The sequence below is a fragment of the Pseudomonas sp. 1121_17 genome (assembly GCF_052850745.1).
In genome coordinates this window covers 11,430-28,332 of record NZ_VXCX01000005.1, presented here as the reverse complement: position 1 = coordinate 28,332, position 16,903 = coordinate 11,430, and the positions used below count along the sequence as shown (strand labels likewise).

Here is a 16,903-nt window from a genome sequence, read left to right as displayed (position 1 = left end):
GACTTCAGCGCTGCTGTGGCGCTTGCTCGACGGGGGTCTGGTAGGCGACGTCCATCTTTCGCTCCAGCAAACTCTGCGCATAACCGGTGGTAACGACCCCAAGACCGAAGAGAAAGGCCAGGATCCACAGCAGGTCCGGTTTGCGTTTGTTCATTGATTGCCCCCTGGCAACTGATTCGGGCTTGCCAGCTTTTTCAGTGCTGACTGAGCATAGTGCTTAAAATCGGCGCATTTTCCGCCAACCGGAGCCGACACGCAAACGTTGACGTCAACCGGCTGTCGGTTTCATGCAACTAGTTATTTCAGACTTTGTCAGGAGCAGCGTCCATGGCCTATTGGCTGATGAAATCCGAGCCGGACGAATTGTCCATCGATGACCTCAAACGCCTCGGCGAAGCGCGCTGGGACGGGGTGCGCAACTACCAGGCGCGCAATTTCCTCAGAGCCATGGCGGTTGGCGACGAGTTTTTCTTCTATCACTCAAGCTGCCCGCAGCCTGGCATTGCCGGTATCGCCAAAATTGTTGCAGCGGCGTACCCCGACCCTACGGCACTTGACCCGCAGAGTCACTACCACGATGCCAAGGCCAGCGCCGACAAGAACCCCTGGAGCGCCGTCGATGTCGCCCATGTGCGCACCTTCAAGCCTTTGCTCGGGCTGGGCTTGCTCAAGCAGCAGGCAGCCCTAGAGGAGATGCCGCTGGTGCAAAAAGGTACACGGCTGTCGGTAATGCCGGTGACTCCGGAGCAGTGGGCTGCCATTCTAGCCTTGGCAAAATAGAGCGGGCCGCTCTGCGGCCCCCAGTTGGCTTCACAGCCTCAGCATCACTGCACAATCAGGTTGTTGAACAGCAGGTCCTCGACGATCGGCTTGCCTTCCTCGTTCTCCATCACCTGCTGTACCTGCTTCAACGCTTCCTGACGCAGGCGCTCCTTGGCCTCGACGTTACTCATGCTGTCCACGGTCTGCTGGGTGAACAGCGCCACCAGCTGATTACGAATCAGCGGCTCGTGGTGCTTGACCGCCGCCGCAGCGGCATCGCCGGTCACGCGCAGGGCCACGTCAGCCTTGTACACGCGCAGCTTGCTGTTGCCATCCAGTGCGTAATTGCCGACAAAAGGCGGGCTCAGGCTGATATAGGCAACCTTCGGCGCGCCTTCTGCGGCTTCCTCGGCCATCGCCGCCATTGGCAGCATCAGCGCCATAACCATCAAGATCCACGCTTTCACGAATTCGCTCCTCACATACAGTTGGCGCCAGCTTACCCAGCACGTCGCGCAAACCCAAGCCCGAGCTTATGCCGGGCCATCAGGGCCGAGCATGCTCGTTGACCGGGCAAGCAGTCCTCCTACACTTATCGGCCATCACCTGCAAAGGAATAGCCCCGATGAAAGCCGTGTTGTGCAAAACCCTGGGCCCGGCGTGCGACCTTGTGCTTGCAGACGTCGCCAGCCCCCAGCCGAAGATCAATGAGGTCCTGCTCGACGTGCACGCCGCCGGGGTCAACTTCCCTGACACGTTGATCATCGAAGGCAAATATCAGTTCCAGCCACCGCTGCCGTTCTCGCCGGGTGGCGAAGCGGCCGGGGTGGTTGCGGCAGTGGGCGCCAAGGCCGGTGCGTTCGAGGTGGGCCAGCGGGTCATGGCGCTGACCGGCTGGGGCGCGTTTGCCGAGCAGGTCGCAGTGCCCTGCTACAACGTGCTGCCAATCCCCGACAGCATGGACTTCACCACCGCCGCCGCGCTGGGCATGACCTACGGCACTTCGCTGCATGCACTGCGCCAGCGGGCCAACCTGCAGTCTGGAGAAACCCTCTTGGTGCTGGGCGCTTCCGGTGGCGTCGGCCTGGCCGCCGTGGAGATCGGCAAAGCCATGGGTGCCAAGGTGATCGCCGCAGCCAGCAGCGCCGACAAGCTGGCGGTAGCCAAGGCTGCCGGTGCAGATGAGCTGATCGACTACAGCACAAGCTCGCTCAAGGATGAAATCAAGCGCCTGACCGGCGGCCAGGGCGTCGACGTGATCTACGACCCGGTCGGCGGCGAGCTGTTCAACCAGGCGGTGCGCGGCCTGGCCTGGAACGGCCGGCTGCTGGTGGTGGGCTTTGCCAGCGGCGTGATCCCGCAGTTGCCGGTAAATCTGGCGCTGCTCAAGGGCGCGGCGGTAGTGGGAGTGTTCTGGGGTGCATTTGCCCAGCGTCAGCCACAGGACAACGCCGCAAACTTCCGTCAACTGTTCGCCTGGCACGCCGAGGGCAAGATCAAACCACTGGTGTCGAAAACCTATCCACTGGCCGAAGCCGGCAGCGCCATCGAGCAACTGGCGCAGCGCAAGGCGGTGGGCAAGCTGGTGGTGCAGACCCGCTGAACGAGGCCTGCGCGGGGCTCAAACCTCGCGCAGGTTATGGCAGCGGCGAAAGCGTGCTTCCAGATTGCGGTCTGGCATCTGATGGCTGCGCAGCGCATTCAAGGTCTGCTCGACATAATCGCGGGTGGTGCCGAAGCGCCCGCTGGCGCTGGCCAGGATCTGGCTGAGCAGCCCATCCGGCAGGTAGCCGGCGTAACACGGCAAGTGCCGCTCCAGCACAAAGCCCAACGCCTGCACCTTGCTGCCATTGTCGAGCCGGCAGGTCAGCCAGTGCGGGCGATAGGCCGGGTATGGCATCTCCCGTTGCCATAGGGCCATCAGCGAATCATCCAGGTTGCTGTCGTCCAGCCGGTAGGCAAAGCCGCTGCACGAGCCGCCGCGATCCAGGCCAAACACCAGCCCGGGGCACTCGGGCGTGCCACGATGTTCGTGCGACCACAGGTACAGGCCGCGGTGATAACCATGTACCCGCGCGCGTTGGCGTTCGACCGAGTTGCACTCCGGCCGCCAGATCAGCGAACCATAGGCAAACAACCAGACCGGCCCGCCACGGTGACGCGACATGGTCGACTGCATCGACACCGACAGTTGCTCGCGCGTGAGTTGCTGACCGAAGTCCAGCGACGGCGGGTAGGACACTTTCCAGGATAGACTTTCAATTGCCGACATAAGCTGCCGCCATTATTCCCCGAGAACTTGCAATGAGCGCCACTGTAACTCACTGGCGCTGCGCTGGACTTACCGTACGGCAGAAAGGCACTGTTGTACAAGCCCTGGCGCAGGCAGCAGCCCCCACAACATGGGCACTGCAGCCGACTGGGCAGTGCTGTTTGGAGTATAGATAAAGTTAGTGGCAAAGGCGGTAACAATTACCGCCTTATAATCAACTCGAGCAACTTTGGTTATTAGCGATCAGCCACGCGGGGCGTAGGCAAATACATCAGCGCGCATACGATGGGCGTCCATTCCGGCTTCGACCAGAGCATCCAACGTGGCATAGACCATGTTTGGCGAGCCACTGGCATATACATGCACGTCGTTGAGGTCGGCGATGTCTTCACAGACCGCTTCGTGGAGCATGCCGCAGCGCCCTTCCCAACCGCACAGGTCGCTGACTACCTTGTGCAGGAACAAATTCGGCAAACGCTGCCACTCGTCCCAGTGCTCGATCGCGTAGAAGTCTTCTGGGCGACGCACGCCCCAGTACAGGTGCACCGGGTGCTTGAAGCCGTTGGCCCGGCAGTGCTCGATCAGGCTGTGCATCTGGCCCATGCCGGTGCCGGCGGCGATCAACACCAGCGGCCCATCCGGCAGCTCGGCCAGGTGGGTGTCGCCAAACGGCATCTGAATACGCGCCAGGCCGTCGCGCTGCAATTGCTCGATCAAGGCTACCGAGCTGGGCTCACGAGCCAGTACGTGCAGCTCCAGATCCCGCCCGGCATGCGGTGCCGAGGCCAGCGAGAAGGCAGCCTTGTCGGCGCCATCGCGCTCGATCATCAGATATTGGCCGGCGTGGTAGCGCAGCGGCTTGCCGGCGGGGGCACGCAGGCGCACGCGCCAGACATCACCACCCACCTCGACACACTCGCTGACCGTGCAGGCCAGCGTGCGTAGCGGCAGCTCGCCCAGGGCCAGAACGCCGTCCCAGAGCAGCACGCAGTCTTCCAGCGGCTCGGCAATGCAGGTGAACAGCTCGCCGTGATCGCGTACTTCACCATCCTGGCGCACGCGGCCTTCGACCAGCAGTGCCGCGCAGACATGGCAGTTGCCATTGCGACAGCTGCTCGGGCAGTCATAGCCAAGGCGCCGCGCCCCATCAAGAATCCTTTCACCGGGCTCCAGCGCCAGTACCGCCCCGGAGGGCTGCAACGTTACCTGCATCAATCTATTCCCAACTGATCCCACAGCTCATCGATACGGCGGGTAACGGCATCATCCTTGACGATGACCCGGCCCCATTCGCGTGTTGTCTCGCCCGGCCACTTGTGTGTGGCGTCCAGGCCCATCTTCGAGCCAAGCCCCGACACCGGTGAGGCAAAATCCAGGTAGTCGATCGGCGTGTTGTCGATCATCACCGTATCACGCTTGGGGTCCATGCGCGTGGTGACGGCCCAGATCACGTCGTTCCAGTCGCGGGCGTTGATATCGTCGTCGGTGACAATAACGAACTTGGTGTACATGAACTGTCGCAGGAACGACCACACACCGAGCATTACCCGCTTGGCATGGCCTGGGTACTGCTTCTTGATGGTCACCACCGCCATACGGTACGAGCAGCCTTCCGGCGGCAGGTAGAAGTCGGTGATCTCCGGGAACTGCTTCTGCAGGATCGGCACGAACACTTCGTTCAGGGCCACACCCAGAATCGCCGGCTCATCCGGTGGCCGGCCGGTATAGGTACTGTGATAGATCGGATTACGCCGATGGGTAATGCGCTCGATGGTGAACACCGGGAAGCTGTCGACTTCGTTGTAGTAGCCGGTGTGATCGCCATACGGGCCTTCCGGGGCCATCTCGCCAGGGTGGATAACCCCTTCAAGGATGATTTCCGCCGTGGCCGGCACCTGCAGGTCGCTGCCGCGGCACTTGACCAGCTCGGTACGGTTACCGCGTAGCAGGCCGGCAAAGGCGTACTCGGACAAGGTATCCGGCACCGGCGTGACCGCGCCAAGGATGGTCGCCGGGTCGGCGCCGAGCGCCACCGCCACCGGGAACGGCTGGCCCGGGTGTTTCTCGCACCACTCGCGATAGTCCAGCGCGCCGCCTCGATGGCTCAACCAGCGCATGATGACTTTGTTGCGGCCGATCACCTGCTGGCGATAGATGCCCAGGTTCTGCCGCTCTTTGTTCGGCCCGCGGGTGACGGTCAGGCCCCAGGTGATCAGCGGCGCGACGTCGCCCGGCCAGCAATGCTGAATCGGCAGCTGACTGAGGTCGACGTCGTCGCCCTCGATCACCACCTCATGGCACACCGCGTCCTTGACCACCTTGGGCGCCATCGACACGACTTTCTTGAAGATCGGCAGCTTCGACCAGGCATCCTTGAGACCCTTGGGCGGCTCGGGTTCCTTGAGGAAGGCCAGCAGCTTGCCGATCTCGCGCAGCTCTGCAACCGACTCGGCGCCCATGCCCATGGCGACCCGCTCCGGTGTGCCGAACAGGTTGCCCAGCACCGGGATGTCGAAACCGACAGGTTTTTCGAACAGCAACGCCGGCCCCTTGGCACGCAAGGTGCGATCGCAGACTTCGGTCATTTCCAGGACGGGTGAAATCGGAACCTGGATGCGCTTGAGTTCGCCGCGCTGCTCCAGGCCACGGATAAAGTCGCGCAAATCGCGATACTGCATGCGTAAGCCTCGTGTTGGCCGTATCGGTCGGGGTGCAGAGTGTAGCGCCTTAGCGGGTTGGAGTGTAGGAGCTGCCTTGTGTCGCGAAAGGCACGCGTAGCGGGCCCGGCAATTCTGCGGCGCTGTCGAGATCGTGGGGCCGCTATGCAGCCCTTTCGCGGCACAAGGCCGCTCCTACACAAGGCGCGCCGGAGCCTCTGAAGCAGACAGCAAAAAGCCGGGTTTCCCCGGCTTTTGCTGTTACCAAGCAGAGCTTACTTGCGCTTCATCGACAGGAAGAACTCGTCGTTGGTCTTGGTCTGCTTGAGCTTGTCGATCAAGAACTCGATAGCGGCGATCTCGTCCATCGGGTGCAGCAGCTTGCGCAGGATCCACATGCGCTGCAGCTCGTCATCAGCAGTCAGCAGCTCTTCACGACGCGTGCCCGACTTGTTGATGTTGATGGCCGGGAACACACGTTTCTCGGCGATACGACGGTCCAAAGGCAGTTCCATGTTACCGGTACCTTTGAACTCTTCGTAGATCACTTCATCCATCTTCGAGCCGGTTTCAACCAGCGCGGTGGCGATGATGGTCAGCGAGCCGCCTTCTTCGATGTTACGCGCAGCACCGAAGAAGCGCTTTGGCTTCTCGAGCGCATGGGCATCGACACCACCGGTCAGGACCTTGCCGGAGCTCGGGATGACGGTGTTGTAGGCACGGGCCAGACGGGTGATCGAGTCGAGCAGGATGACCACGTCTTTCTTGTGCTCCACCAGGCGCTTGGCCTTCTCGATGACCATTTCGGCAACCTGCACGTGGCGGGTTGGCGGCTCGTCGAAGGTCGAAGCAACTACTTCGCCGCGCACGGTGCGCTGCATCTCGGTAACTTCTTCCGGGCGCTCGTCGATCAGCAGAACGATCAGGTGGCACTCGGGATTGTTACGGGTGATGTTGGCAGCGATGTTCTGCAGCATGATCGTCTTGCCCGCTTTTGGCGGAGCGACGATCAGGCCACGCTGGCCCTTGCCGATCGGCGCGCACAGGTCGATCACACGCCCGGTCAAGTCCTCGGTGGAACCGTTGCCGGCTTCCATCTTCAGGCGCTTGTTGGGGAACAACGGCGTCAGGTTCTCGAAGAGGATCTTGTTCTTCGCGTTTTCTGGACGGTCGTAGTTGATCGTGTCGACCTTGAGCAGCGCGAAGTAACGCTCCCCTTCCTTTGGCGGACGAATCTTGCCAACGATGGTGTCACCGGTACGCAGGTTGAAGCGACGGATCTGGCTGGGCGAGACGTAGATATCGTCAGGGCCGGCCAGGTAGGACGCATCAGCCGACCGCAGGAAACCGAAACCATCCTGGAGAATCTCCAGCACGCCGTCACCCGAGATCTCTTCGCCGCTCTTAGCGTGTTTTTTCAACAGGGCGAAAATCACGTCCTGCTTGCGCGAACGGGCCATGTTTTCAATGCCCATCTGTTCGGCCATTTCTAGCAGATCAGTAATCGGCTTTTGCTTGAGTTCAGTCAGGTTCATAAGGGGAGTGGACGTAATCATGTAAGAAGGGAGAATTAAGCTTCTGGCTTAATGAAGCCGCGCCGCAAGAAGGCGACAGGATCGCGTACTGATTCGAATTGGGATGCTTCGGCGACGGCGTGCAGGGGGCACTTGAAGAAACAGTGCGAGGCCGAATGTAACACTTGCTTTTTTGCGCGTCTAGTGTTCGCAAAAAGAAAAGCCCCGGATTTACCGGGGCCTTTTCACATCACAGGTTGGCGTCGATGAACGCAGCCAGTTGTGATTTCGACAGCGCGCCGACCTTGGTTGCCTCGACGTTGCCGTTCTTGAACAGCATCAGCGTCGGGATGCCACGCACACCGTGCTTGGCCGGGGTTTCCTGGTTGTCGTCGATATTCAGCTTGGCGACGGTCAGTTTACCCTCGTAGGTAGTGGCGATGTCGTCCAGGACTGGAGCGATCATCTTGCATGGGCCGCACCATTCAGCCCAGTAGTCGACCAGCACCGGGCCTTCTGCCTTCAGGACTTCAGCCTCGAAGGTGGCGTCGGTGACATGTTTGATCAGGTCGTTGCTCATGGATATCTCCAGGTGGAAAGCAAAATCGTGGCCCATCATAGCTGCACCGGCTGGCTACAGGAAGTCGCGGACGATTGAGTGTAACTATAGTGGAGCAAGACGCCACGCATCGAAACTGTCACACAGGTGTCATACGATCCGTGCGCACCTTGCTTTGCATCAAACCTTGCCCAGCCACGCGTTGGCGTATGCCCGCGTTCGTGGCAGGATTGCCAGGTAACCGACCGAGAATCTCGAAAATCATGCCGCAGAACTCCGCGAAGAACCTATCCCTGATCGCCGCCATCGACCTGGGCTCCAACAGTTTCCACATGGTCGTGGCCAAGGCCCACCACACGGAAATCCGCATTCTTGAGCGGCAGGGCGAGAAGGTTCAGCTGGCCGCCGGTATCGACGAAGAGCGCCGCCTCAGCGAAGAAGCCATGCAGCGCGGCCTGGAGTGCCTCAAGCGCTTCGCCCAGCTGATCAACGGCATGCCCGATGGCGCCGTGCGCATCGTCGGCACCAACGCGCTGCGCGAAGCGCGCAACCGCAACGAATTCATCCAGCGTGCCGAAGCTATCCTCGGCCACCCGGTCGAGGTCATCTCCGGCCGTGAAGAAGCGCGCCTGATCTACCTCGGCGTGTCACACACCCTGGCCGACAATCCAGGCAAGCGCCTGGTCGCCGACATTGGTGGTGGCAGCACCGAGTTCATCATTGGCCAGCGCTTCGAGCCGTTGCTGCGCGAGAGCCTGCAAATGGGCTGCGTCAGCTATACCCAGCGCTACTTCCGCGACGGCAAGATCACCCCGGCGCGCTACGCCCAGGCCTACACCGCCGCACGCCTGGAGTTGATGAGCATCGAAACCGCCCTGCACCGGCTGACCTGGGACGAAGCGATCGGCTCGTCCGGGACCATTCGCGCCATCGGCGCGGCGATCAAGGCTGGCGGCCTGGGCAACGGTGAGGTCAATGCCGAAGGCCTGGCCTGGGTCAAACGCAAGCTGTTCAAGCTCGGCGACACCGACAAGATCGACTTCGAAGGCGTCAAACCTGACCGCCGCACGATCTTCCCGGCCGGCCTGGCGATTCTCGAAGCCATTTTCGATGCACTCGAACTGCAACGCATGGACCACTGCGACGGCGCCCTGCGTGAAGGTGTGCTGTTCGACCTGCTTGGCCGCCATCACCACGAAGACGTGCGCGAGCGCACCCTCAATTCGTTGATGGAGCGCTACCACGTCGACCACGGCCAGGCCGCGCGGGTCGAACGCAAGGCGCTACACGCATTTGATCAAGTGGCCAAAGACTGGAATCTGGAAGACGGCAACTGGCGCGACCTGCTGAGCTGGTCGGCCAAGGTCCATGAGGTGGGCCTGGACATCGCCCACTATCACTACCACAAGCACGGCGCCTACCTTATCGAGCACTCCGACCTGGCCGGCTTCTCGCGTGAAGACCAGCAGATGCTCGCGCTGCTGGTGCGCGGCCATCGGCGGAACATTCCCAAGGATAAATTCGCCGAGTTCGGTGATGAAGGCAGCCAGCTGATTCGCCTGTGCGTCCTGCTGCGCTTTGCCATCCTCTTCCACCACATCCGTGGTACCCAAGAGATGCCCAAAGTGGTGCTGCAAGCCCACGACAATAGCCTGGAAGTAGTATTCCCGGACGGTTGGCTGGAACAGCACCCGCTGACCCAGGCCGACTTCGCCAACGAGGCGGAGTGGCTGGCCCGGGTCGGCTTCGTCCTCAGCGTACGTTGAGGACCGGGTTGCTCAGGCGCTCCAGCAGGGTCGCCTGGGCACTGCGCGGGTTCTGGTTGCCGGTTGGCGTGCTGCGCACGTAGCGGCCGTCGGACTGCAGGATCCACGCCTGAGTGTTGTCGGTCAGGTAGCTTTCCAGCTCCTTCTTGACCCGCAGCAGGTGCTTCTTGCCCTCGACGGGGAAGCAGGTCTCGACGCGTTTATCGAGGTTGCGCTCCATCCAGTCGGCACTCGACAGGAAGATCTGCTCTTCGCCGCCATTGAGGAAGTAAAACACCCGCGTGTGCTCAAGGAAGCGGCCGATGATCGAGCGTACGTGAATATTATGCGAAACCCCAGCGATGCCCGGGCGCAGGCAGCACATGCCACGTACCACCAGATCGATACGTACACCTGACTGGCTGGCCTTGTACAGCGCGCGGATGATCTTCGCGTCGGTCAACGAGTTGAACTTGGCGATGATGTGCGCCGGCTTGCCGTCGAGCGCGCACTGGGTCTCGCGGGCAATCATGTCGAGCATGCCCTTCTTCAGCGTGAACGGCGCATGCAGGAGCTTCTTCATGCGCAGGGTCTTGCCCATGCCGATCAGTTGACTGAACAGCTTGCCAACGTCTTCGCACAGCGCGTCATCCGAAGTCAGCAGGCTGTAGTCGGTATACAGACGGGCGTTGGCGGCGTGGTAGTTGCCGGTGCCCAGGTGCGCGTAGCGGACGATTTCGCCCTGCTCGCGACGCAGGATGAGCATCATCTTGGCGTGGGTCTTGAAGCCGACTACGCCATAGATCACCACCGCGCCGGCCGCCTGCAGGCGGCTGGCCATCTGCAGGTTGGACTCTTCGTCGAAGCGCGCACGCAGCTCGATCACCGCAGTGACTTCCTTGCCGTTACGCGCTGCGTCGACCAGTGCGTCGACGATCTCCGAGTTGGCGCCGCTGCGGTACAGGGTCTGGCGCACGGCGAGCACGTGCGGGTCTTTGGCTGCCTGGCGCAGCAGGTCGACCACCGGGGTGAACGACTCGAAGGGGTGCATCAGCAGGATGTCCTGCTTGCTGACCACGCTGAAGATGTTTTCGGCGTTCTGCAGCAGCTTGGGGATCGCCGGGGTGAACGGCAGGTACTGCAGCTCCGGGTGGCTTTCCAGGCCGGTGATGCTGAACAGCCGGGTCAGGTTGACCGGACCATTGACCTGATACAGCTCGTTCTCGCTCAAACTGAACTGCTTGAGCAGGTAATCGGACAGATGCTTGGGGCAGGTGTCGGCGACTTCCAGGCGCACCGCATCGCCGTAGCGACGCGAGAACAGCTCACCACGCAGGGCGCGGGCAAGGTCGTCGACCTCTTCCGAGTCCAGCGCCAGGTCGGCGTTACGGGTCAGGCGGAACTGATAGCAACCCTTGACCTTCATGCCCTGGAACAAATCATCGGCGTGGGCGTGAATCATCGACGAGAGGAATACGTAGTTGGCACCGGTGCCGCCCACCTCCTCCGGTACGCGAATCACCCGAGGCAGCAAACGCGGCGCGGGGATGATCGCCAGGCCCGAATCGCGGCCGAATGCATCGACCCCTTCGAGCTCGACGATGAAGTTCAGGCTCTTGTTCACCAGCAACGGGAACGGGTGGGTCGGATCGAGGCCGATCGGGGTGATGATCGGCGCGATCTCGTCGCGGAAGAAACGCCGCACCCAGGTCTTGATCTTCGGCGTCCAGTTACGACGACGAATGAAGCGAATGTTGTGCTTTTCCATCTCTGGCAGCAGCACGTCGTTGAGGATCGCGTACTGGCGATCCACTTCGTGGTGCACCAGCTCGCTGATCCGGCTCAGGGCCTGATGCGGCTGCAGGCCGTCGGCGCCGGCCAGCTCACGGGCAAAATTGATCTGCTTCTTCAGGCCAGCGACGCGGATCTCGAAGAACTCGTCGAGGTTGCTGGAGAAGATCAGCAGGAACTTCAAGCGCTCGAGCAGCGGATACGACTCGTCCAGCGCCTGTTCCAGCACGCGGAAGTTGAACTGCAGCTGCGAGAGCTCGCGATGAATGTACAGGCTGCTGTCGTCCAGCCCAGGCACCGGAATCGCCGGCGCCGGCGCAGGGGTCGGCGCGGCGGTTTCGAGCGCAGCGTCGGCAACCGCTTCGACCACAGGCTCGGCCACCGGCTCAAGGTCTGGCGGCGTTTGCGTCAGCTCTTGCGGTAGCGCTTGAGCATCCTTGATGTCGACCGGGGATAGCACTTCGTTATTCATCTGACGTTCCTGAAGGGCGTTACTGCCCTCTCAACAATTGGGCGGCGCGAACGGCGAAATAAGTGAGAATGCCATCGGCGCCTGCACGTTTGAAAGCGGTTAGCGATTCGAGGATCACGGCCTCGCTCAGCCAGCCATTCTGAATTGCCGCCATGTGCATGGCGTACTCGCCGCTGACCTGATAGACAAAGGTCGGCACCTTGAACTCGGTTTTGACCCGGTAAACGATATCCAGGTACGGCATGCCTGGCTTGACCATGACCATATCGGCACCTTCGGCCAGGTCAGTGGCCACTTCGTGCAGGGCCTCGTCGCTGTTGGCCGGGTCCATCTGGTACGACGCCTTGTTGGCCTTGCCCAGGTTCAAAGCCGAGCCTACCGCATCGCGGAACGGCCCATAGTAGGCACTGGCGTACTTGGCCGAGTAGGCCATGATGCGCACGTTGACGTGACCGGCGACTTCCAGCGCCTCGCGGATCGCGCCGAGGCGGCCGTCCATCATGTCAGAAGGTGCCACCACTTGCGCGCCAGCCTCGGCGTGGGACAGCGCCTGGCGCACCAGCGCATCGACGGTGATGTCGTTTTGCACGTAGCCGTCTTCGTCGAGGATGCCGTCCTGGCCGTGGGTGGTGAACGGGTCGAGGGCAACATCGGTGATCACCCCAAGCTCCGGGAAGCGTTCACGCAGGGCGCGGGTAGCGCGCTGGGCAATGCCATCCGGGTTCCACGCTTCGGCGCCATCCAGGGTCTTTTTCTCGACCGGGGTTACCGGGAACAGTGCCAAGGCCGGAATCCCCAGTTCCACCCAGGACTGCGCAGCTTCCAGCAGCAAGTCGATCGACAAGCGCTCGACACCTGGCATGGACGGCACTTCTTCCCGGCGGTTTTCACCATCCAGAACGAATACCGGCAAGATCAGGTCATCGACCGTCAGCGTGTTTTCACGCACCAGGCGACGGGAAAACTCGTCGCGGCGATTGCGACGCAGACGTGTGGCAGGAAACATACGGTTGGCGGGGGTAAAGCTCACGGCAGACTCCTGAGCCCGCGCAGGCGGGCAGCGCGACAGTTATAAGCGGCCATTATGACGCCTGTGTTACACCCTTGGGCAACCCTGCGACGTGTCGCCACAGGCAATCACCATGTAGGAATTGTTCACGTCGAGACACATTTGGACACTTTCCCCACGGCCCGCGAAGGGGTAGGCTGCGCGTTCATTTCGCCAGCACCCCAGAAGATGCTTCAACAATTCCTGCAGGATTTCGGCTACTTTGCCCTTTTTCTCGGCACATTTTTTGAAGGTGAGACCATCCTGGTGCTTGCGGGATTTCTTGCGTTCCGCGGTTACATGGACATCAACATGGTGTGCGTGGTGGCCTTCTTCGGCAGCTATGCCGGCGACCAGCTGTGGTACTTCATGGGCCGCCGCCATGGCCGCGCAATCCTGGCGCGCAGGCCGCGCTGGCAGGCCATGGGCGACCGTGCCCTGGACCATATCCGCCGCCACCCGGACATCTGGGTACTGAGCTTCCGCTTCGTCTATGGCCTGCGCACGGTGATGCCGGTGGCGATTGGCCTGTCGGGCTATCCGCCGCGCCGCTACCTGCTGCTCAACGGCATTGGTGCTGCGGTGTGGGCAGTGGCCTTGGGCGCTGCGGCCTATCACTTCGGGGCGATCCTCGAAGGCCTGCTTGGCAACGTCAAGAAGTACGAGCTGTGGGTACTCGGTGGCCTGCTGGTGCTGGGCCTGCTGTTATGGCTGCGCCGTCGTTTTCGCACCCAGCGCGCCGAGCGCAAGGCGGCCGCCGACGCGGCTGCGACCGCGCAGCTGACAGACAAGCCAAGCCCACCGCAAGAATGAACATGCCGCTGTTGCCGTGATCCTAGTAAAGTGCCAAGCAACAATTGGCGCCTGGACTCTGGAGAAACAAGCATGACAAAAAAAGTGGCGGTGATTCTTTCCGGCTGTGGTGTCTACGATGGCGCTGAAATCCACGAAAGCGTGATCACGCTGCTGCGCCTGGACCAGCGCGGCGCGCAGGTGCAGTGCTTTGCACCAAACATCCCCCAACTGCATGTAATCGATCATCTGACCGGTGAGCAAACCAGCGAGACCCGCAATGTGCTGGTCGAGTCGGCGCGGATTGCCCGCGGCCAGGTCAAGGACATTCGCGAAGCAGACGTCAGCGAGTTTGATGCGCTGATCGTGCCCGGCGGCTTTGGCGCTGCAAAAAACCTCTCCAACTTTGCCGTTGAAGGTGACAAGTGCACGGTTCAACCAGAGGTACTGGCGCTGGCCGAGGCCTTCGCCGAAGCCGGCAAACCGGTCGGCCTGATGTGCATTTCGCCAGCTCTGGCAGCGAAGATCTACGGCCCGGGCGTGGTCTGCACCATCGGTAACGATGCCGGCACCAGTGCGGCGGTGGTGAAGATGGGCGGCACCCACGAAGAGTGCGATGTACATGACATCGTCGAAGACACCCAGCGCAAACTGGTGACCACCCCGGCGTACATGCTCGCTACCTCGATCAGCGATGCGGCCAGCGGCATCAACAAACTGGTGGACCGGGTGCTGGAATTGACCCACGCCAACGACCACTGAGCCGCCCTGCAGCGCTGGCCCAGGCCGGCGCTGCGTGGTGCTGTGATCAACGTCGTAATCAGCCCCTCGCGAGGCGGGTCAGGATGCGATCGAGGGAGTTGGCGAACTCCTGCTTCTCTTTCTCGCCGTAAGGCCCCTGGCCACCACTGGCTTGACCCTGTTCACGCAGCTCGGTGAACAGGTTACGCGTCGCCAACCGGTCGGCCATATTGCGCTCATCGAACTCGCGGCCACGTGGGTCGAGCGCCGCCACGCCGTTTTTCACCAGGCGGTCGGCCAAGGGGATATCGCTGCAGATTACCAACTCGCCCGGTACGGCATTCTCGACCAGATAATCATCGGCGGCATCCGGCCCGCTCGGCACCACGATCAGCTTTACGCAGGCAAACGCCGGCTTGACCTGTGCTTGGCCGGCGACCATCACCACCTCAAGTTTGCGCTTGAGGGCAAACTTTACGATCAGGTCCTTGGCTGCCTTGGGGCAGGCGTCGGCATCGATCCATATACGCATTGCATTCTCATCGGCTGTTAATCACTGCGCCCAGTGTGCCAGATCGCAGCTCAACTGGCCGCAGCGCGGCGCCGCTCGACCAGCCACGAGCGGCCATACAGCAGCGCGATCGCGCTCAGTGCCAAGGCTTGTGCCGCCAGTGAGTAGGCATCGGCATGAATGCCCAGCCAGTCGAATTCAAAGAACGCCACCGGCCGCGTGCCGAGAATGCCTGCCTCTTGCAAGGCCTTGATGCCATGCCCGGCGAACACCACCGACAGTGCGCACAGCAGCGCGGCGTTGATGCTGAAGAACAGCGCCAGCGGCAGCTTGGCCGAACCGCGCAGGATCACCCAGGCCAGGCCCACCAACAGCACCAGCGCGGTGGCGCCACCGGCCAGCACAGCGTTGTGCCCGGCAGGCCCTGATTGCAGCCACAGGGTTTCGTAGAACAGGATCACCTCGAACAGCTCGCGGTACACCGAGAAGAACGCCAGCAAGGCAAACCCAAAGCGCCCGCCGCCGCCGACCAGGCTGCTCTTGATGTAGTCCTGCCAGGCGGCAGCGTGGCGCCGGTCGTGCATCCACACGCCGAGCCACAGCACCATCACGCTGGCAAACAGCGCGGTGCAACCTTCGAGCAATTCGCGCTGAGCACCACCAACATCGATCAGATACGCCGCTACCGCCCAGGTGGCGAAGCCTGCGACCAGTGCCAGCGCCCAGCCAACGTTGACGCTGCGCACCGCAGATTGCTGCCCGGTATTGCGCAGGAAAGCCAGGATCGCGGCCAGCACCAGAATCGCCTCCAGGCCTTCGCGCAGCAGAATCAACAGCCCGGAGATGTAGCTCAGCGACCAGCTCAGGCCATCGCTGCCAAGCAGCTTGGCGGCGGCGTCGAGCTTGACCTTGGCCTGGCTCAGGCGCTGTTCGGCCTGGGCGACGGGCAGGCCGTCCTGCAACGACTGCCGATAGGCCATCAGGGCCTTCTCGGTGTTTTTGCGTACTTGGGCATCGATGTTGTCGAGGGAGCTTTCGACCAGCTCGAAACCTTCCAGATACGCCGCAACCGACAGGTCGTAGGCCTGGTCATGATCGCCGTCGCGATAGGCCGCCAGGCTCTTGTCGAGGGTGCTGGCGGTGTACTCAAGCAATTGCGCGGGGCCGCGCTTGACCTGCGGCGGCTGTGCGCGCTGCGCGCGAAACGCAGCGACGGCCTCTGCGCTGTGGCTGGCGGCGACTTCTGCGGGGGTTTGCCGGGCCAGATCAGCCAGGTTCCACGTCGTCGCACCAGCAGCGGCCTGTGGCGCGGCGCTGAAGCTGGCGACATAGGCCGCTACGTCCCAGCGCTGACGCTCGTCGAGCTGGTCGGCAAACGAGGGCATTTCGGTGCCTTCGATGCCCAGGCCAAGGGTGTTGTAGAGGTCGAACAGGCTGAGCTGATCGAGCCGGGCGACGTCGCGCAGGTTGGCCGGCGCTGGCTCCAGACCGAGCCCGGCCGGGCCATCGCCGGCACCACTGTCACCGTGGCAGATCGAGCAGTTTTGCGCGTACAGCGCGGCGCCGCGGGCGGGATCAGGGGTGATTATCGGGGCCTGGCTGACCTCATAGGCAACCGCCAGACGGGCACCGAGCTGGCGCGCCTCGCGAGCAACGGTAGGGCCGTCCTGGCGCTGGTCGATGGCGGTGCGCAAATCCTGTACGCCCTGTTCGAGGGCATCGCGTTCGGCGTGCGCCGGCAGGTTTTTCACCAGTTCGGCGAGCACACTGCTGAATTCCTGTTGCTCGCGGTACTCACCGTCATCGACCACCCTGCCCTCGCGCACCGTCGGCGGGTAATCCGCGCCGATGTAATCGAGCAGGTGCAAGGCCTTGGTCGCCTCTGCAGGGGCTTCGGCCATGGCCAGCGTGCTGCACAGCGCCAGCACTGGCCACAACAGCCAGGCGAGTAAACGGGGACGGGGATTCATGGCCGGTCTCGAGGGGAATACGAAAGAGAACATTGTTCACTTCCACTCGCTTCTGCTCAAGGGCGGCTG

General features: G+C 62.1%; 16 protein-coding genes. 5 read left to right on the top strand and 11 right to left on the bottom strand.

What is annotated here, in order from left to right:
* Nucleotides 1-4: 4 nt before the first annotated feature.
* Nucleotides 5-154, bottom strand: a complete 150-nt coding sequence (locus FW789_RS12015) for a hypothetical protein (RefSeq protein WP_181003761.1) — start codon at nucleotides 152-154, stop codon at nucleotides 5-7.
* Between the two features lie 173 nt (nucleotides 155-327).
* On the opposite strand from FW789_RS12015, the gene FW789_RS12010 reads away from it, so the two are divergent.
* On the top strand, nucleotides 328-780 hold the full coding sequence (locus FW789_RS12010; protein WP_207072871.1) for an EVE domain-containing protein: 453 nt from the start codon (nucleotides 328-330) through the stop codon (nucleotides 778-780).
* Between the two features lie 44 nt (nucleotides 781-824).
* Here the strand turns inward: FW789_RS12010 and FW789_RS12005 are convergent, their stop codons facing one another.
* A complete protein-coding gene (locus tag FW789_RS12005; protein ID WP_101315265.1) occupies nucleotides 825-1,229 on the bottom strand; it encodes a flagellar basal body-associated protein FliL in 405 nt (134 codons plus the stop codon).
* Between the two features lie 158 nt (nucleotides 1,230-1,387).
* Between FW789_RS12005 and FW789_RS12000 the strand changes: the two genes are divergently transcribed.
* Nucleotides 1,388-2,365, top strand: a complete 978-nt coding sequence (locus tag FW789_RS12000) for an NADPH:quinone oxidoreductase family protein (protein WP_446431492.1) — start codon at nucleotides 1,388-1,390, stop codon at nucleotides 2,363-2,365.
* An 18-nt stretch (nucleotides 2,366-2,383) separates the two neighbouring features.
* On the opposite strand, the gene FW789_RS11995 is transcribed toward FW789_RS12000, so the two are convergent.
* From FW789_RS11995 to trxA, 5 genes are all read right to left on the bottom strand, one after another.
* On the bottom strand, nucleotides 2,384-3,034 hold the full coding sequence (locus FW789_RS11995; protein WP_103435600.1) for a gamma-glutamylcyclotransferase: 651 nt from the start codon (nucleotides 3,032-3,034) through the stop codon (nucleotides 2,384-2,386).
* A 243-nt stretch (nucleotides 3,035-3,277) separates the two neighbouring features.
* The gene (locus tag FW789_RS11990) at nucleotides 3,278-4,246 is read right to left on the bottom strand and encodes a CDP-6-deoxy-delta-3,4-glucoseen reductase (RefSeq protein WP_103435599.1); all 969 of its coding nucleotides are present in this window, start codon (nucleotides 4,244-4,246) and stop codon (nucleotides 3,278-3,280) included.
* Nucleotides 4,246-5,712, bottom strand: coding sequence for a 4-hydroxy-3-polyprenylbenzoate decarboxylase (gene ubiD, locus FW789_RS11985; RefSeq protein WP_101315257.1), 1,467 nt, complete (start codon nucleotides 5,710-5,712; stop codon nucleotides 4,246-4,248). Before ubiD ends, FW789_RS11990 begins: the two co-directional genes overlap by 1 nt.
* Before the next feature lie 254 nt (nucleotides 5,713-5,966).
* Nucleotides 5,967-7,226, bottom strand: coding sequence for a transcription termination factor Rho (gene rho, locus FW789_RS11980; protein ID WP_101315255.1), 1,260 nt, complete (start codon nucleotides 7,224-7,226; stop codon nucleotides 5,967-5,969).
* Between the two features lie 229 nt (nucleotides 7,227-7,455).
* Nucleotides 7,456-7,785 carry a thioredoxin TrxA gene (trxA, locus tag FW789_RS11975; protein ID WP_101315253.1) on the bottom strand — a complete coding sequence of 110 codons (330 nt, stop codon included), beginning with the start codon at nucleotides 7,783-7,785 and terminating at the stop codon, nucleotides 7,456-7,458.
* A 242-nt stretch (nucleotides 7,786-8,027) separates the two neighbouring features.
* Between trxA and ppx the strand changes: the two genes are divergently transcribed.
* The gene (gene ppx, locus FW789_RS11970; protein WP_103435598.1) at nucleotides 8,028-9,530 is read left to right on the top strand and encodes an exopolyphosphatase; all 1,503 of its coding nucleotides are present in this window, start codon (nucleotides 8,028-8,030) and stop codon (nucleotides 9,528-9,530) included.
* On the opposite strand, the gene ppk1 is transcribed toward ppx, so the two are convergent.
* Nucleotides 9,517-11,772, bottom strand: coding sequence for a polyphosphate kinase 1 (gene ppk1 / locus FW789_RS11965; protein WP_101315249.1), 2,256 nt, complete (start codon nucleotides 11,770-11,772; stop codon nucleotides 9,517-9,519). The two genes, ppx and ppk1, sit on opposite strands and share 14 nt — an antisense overlap.
* A gap of 19 nt (nucleotides 11,773-11,791) precedes the next feature.
* Nucleotides 11,792-12,802 (bottom strand): porphobilinogen synthase, encoded by a 1,011-nt coding sequence (gene hemB, locus FW789_RS11960; RefSeq protein WP_103435597.1) that lies wholly within the window; start codon nucleotides 12,800-12,802, stop codon nucleotides 11,792-11,794.
* Nucleotides 12,803-13,009: 207 nt separating this feature from the next.
* Here hemB and FW789_RS11955 point away from each other — a divergent pair, with 207 nt between their 5' ends.
* Nucleotides 13,010-13,633: a VTT domain-containing protein gene (locus tag FW789_RS11955; protein WP_186701645.1), complete on the top strand. Its 624-nt coding sequence runs from the start codon at nucleotides 13,010-13,012 to the stop codon at nucleotides 13,631-13,633.
* Between the two features lie 72 nt (nucleotides 13,634-13,705).
* Nucleotides 13,706-14,374 carry an isoprenoid biosynthesis glyoxalase ElbB gene (gene elbB / locus FW789_RS11950; RefSeq protein ID WP_207072869.1) on the top strand — a complete coding sequence of 223 codons (669 nt, stop codon included), beginning with the start codon at nucleotides 13,706-13,708 and terminating at the stop codon, nucleotides 14,372-14,374.
* A 58-nt stretch (nucleotides 14,375-14,432) separates the two neighbouring features.
* Here the strand turns inward: elbB and FW789_RS11945 are convergent, their stop codons facing one another.
* Both FW789_RS11945 and FW789_RS11940 read right to left on the bottom strand, forming a co-directional pair.
* Nucleotides 14,433-14,885, bottom strand: coding sequence for a YaiI/YqxD family protein (locus FW789_RS11945; protein WP_103435595.1), 453 nt, complete (start codon nucleotides 14,883-14,885; stop codon nucleotides 14,433-14,435).
* Nucleotides 14,886-14,935: 50 nt separating this feature from the next.
* The gene (locus FW789_RS11940; RefSeq protein ID WP_207072868.1) at nucleotides 14,936-16,867 is read right to left on the bottom strand and encodes an FTR1 family protein; all 1,932 of its coding nucleotides are present in this window, start codon (nucleotides 16,865-16,867) and stop codon (nucleotides 14,936-14,938) included.
* Nucleotides 16,868-16,903: the final 36 nt, after the last annotated feature.

Coding starts and splice junctions, on each gene's coding strand:
- FW789_RS12015 (WP_181003761.1), bottom strand. CDS start 154: ATGAACAAACGCAAACCGGACCTGCTGTGGATCCTGGCCTTTCTCTTC.
- FW789_RS12010 (WP_207072871.1), top strand. CDS start 328: ATGGCCTATTGGCTGATGAAATCCGAGCCGGACGAATTGTCCATCGAT.
- FW789_RS12000 (WP_446431492.1), top strand. CDS start 1,388: ATGAAAGCCGTGTTGTGCAAAACCCTGGGCCCGGCGTGCGACCTTGTG.
- FW789_RS11995 (WP_103435600.1), bottom strand. CDS start 3,034: ATGTCGGCAATTGAAAGTCTATCCTGGAAAGTGTCCTACCCGCCGTCG.
- FW789_RS11990 (WP_103435599.1), bottom strand. CDS start 4,246: ATGCAGGTAACGTTGCAGCCCTCCGGGGCGGTACTGGCGCTGGAGCCC.
- ubiD (WP_101315257.1), bottom strand. CDS start 5,712: ATGCAGTATCGCGATTTGCGCGACTTTATCCGTGGCCTGGAGCAGCGC.
- rho (WP_101315255.1), bottom strand. CDS start 7,226: ATGAACCTGACTGAACTCAAGCAAAAGCCGATTACTGATCTGCTAGAA.
- trxA (WP_101315253.1), bottom strand. CDS start 7,785: ATGAGCAACGACCTGATCAAACATGTCACCGACGCCACCTTCGAGGCT.
- ppx (WP_103435598.1), top strand. CDS start 8,028: ATGCCGCAGAACTCCGCGAAGAACCTATCCCTGATCGCCGCCATCGAC.
- ppk1 (WP_101315249.1), bottom strand. CDS start 11,772: ATGAATAACGAAGTGCTATCCCCGGTCGACATCAAGGATGCTCAAGCG.
- FW789_RS11955 (WP_186701645.1), top strand. CDS start 13,010: ATGCTTCAACAATTCCTGCAGGATTTCGGCTACTTTGCCCTTTTTCTC.
- elbB (WP_207072869.1), top strand. CDS start 13,706: ATGACAAAAAAAGTGGCGGTGATTCTTTCCGGCTGTGGTGTCTACGAT.
- FW789_RS11945 (WP_103435595.1), bottom strand. CDS start 14,885: ATGCGTATATGGATCGATGCCGACGCCTGCCCCAAGGCAGCCAAGGAC.
- FW789_RS11940 (WP_207072868.1), bottom strand. CDS start 16,867: ATGTTCTCTTTCGTATTCCCCTCGAGACCGGCCATGAATCCCCGTCCC.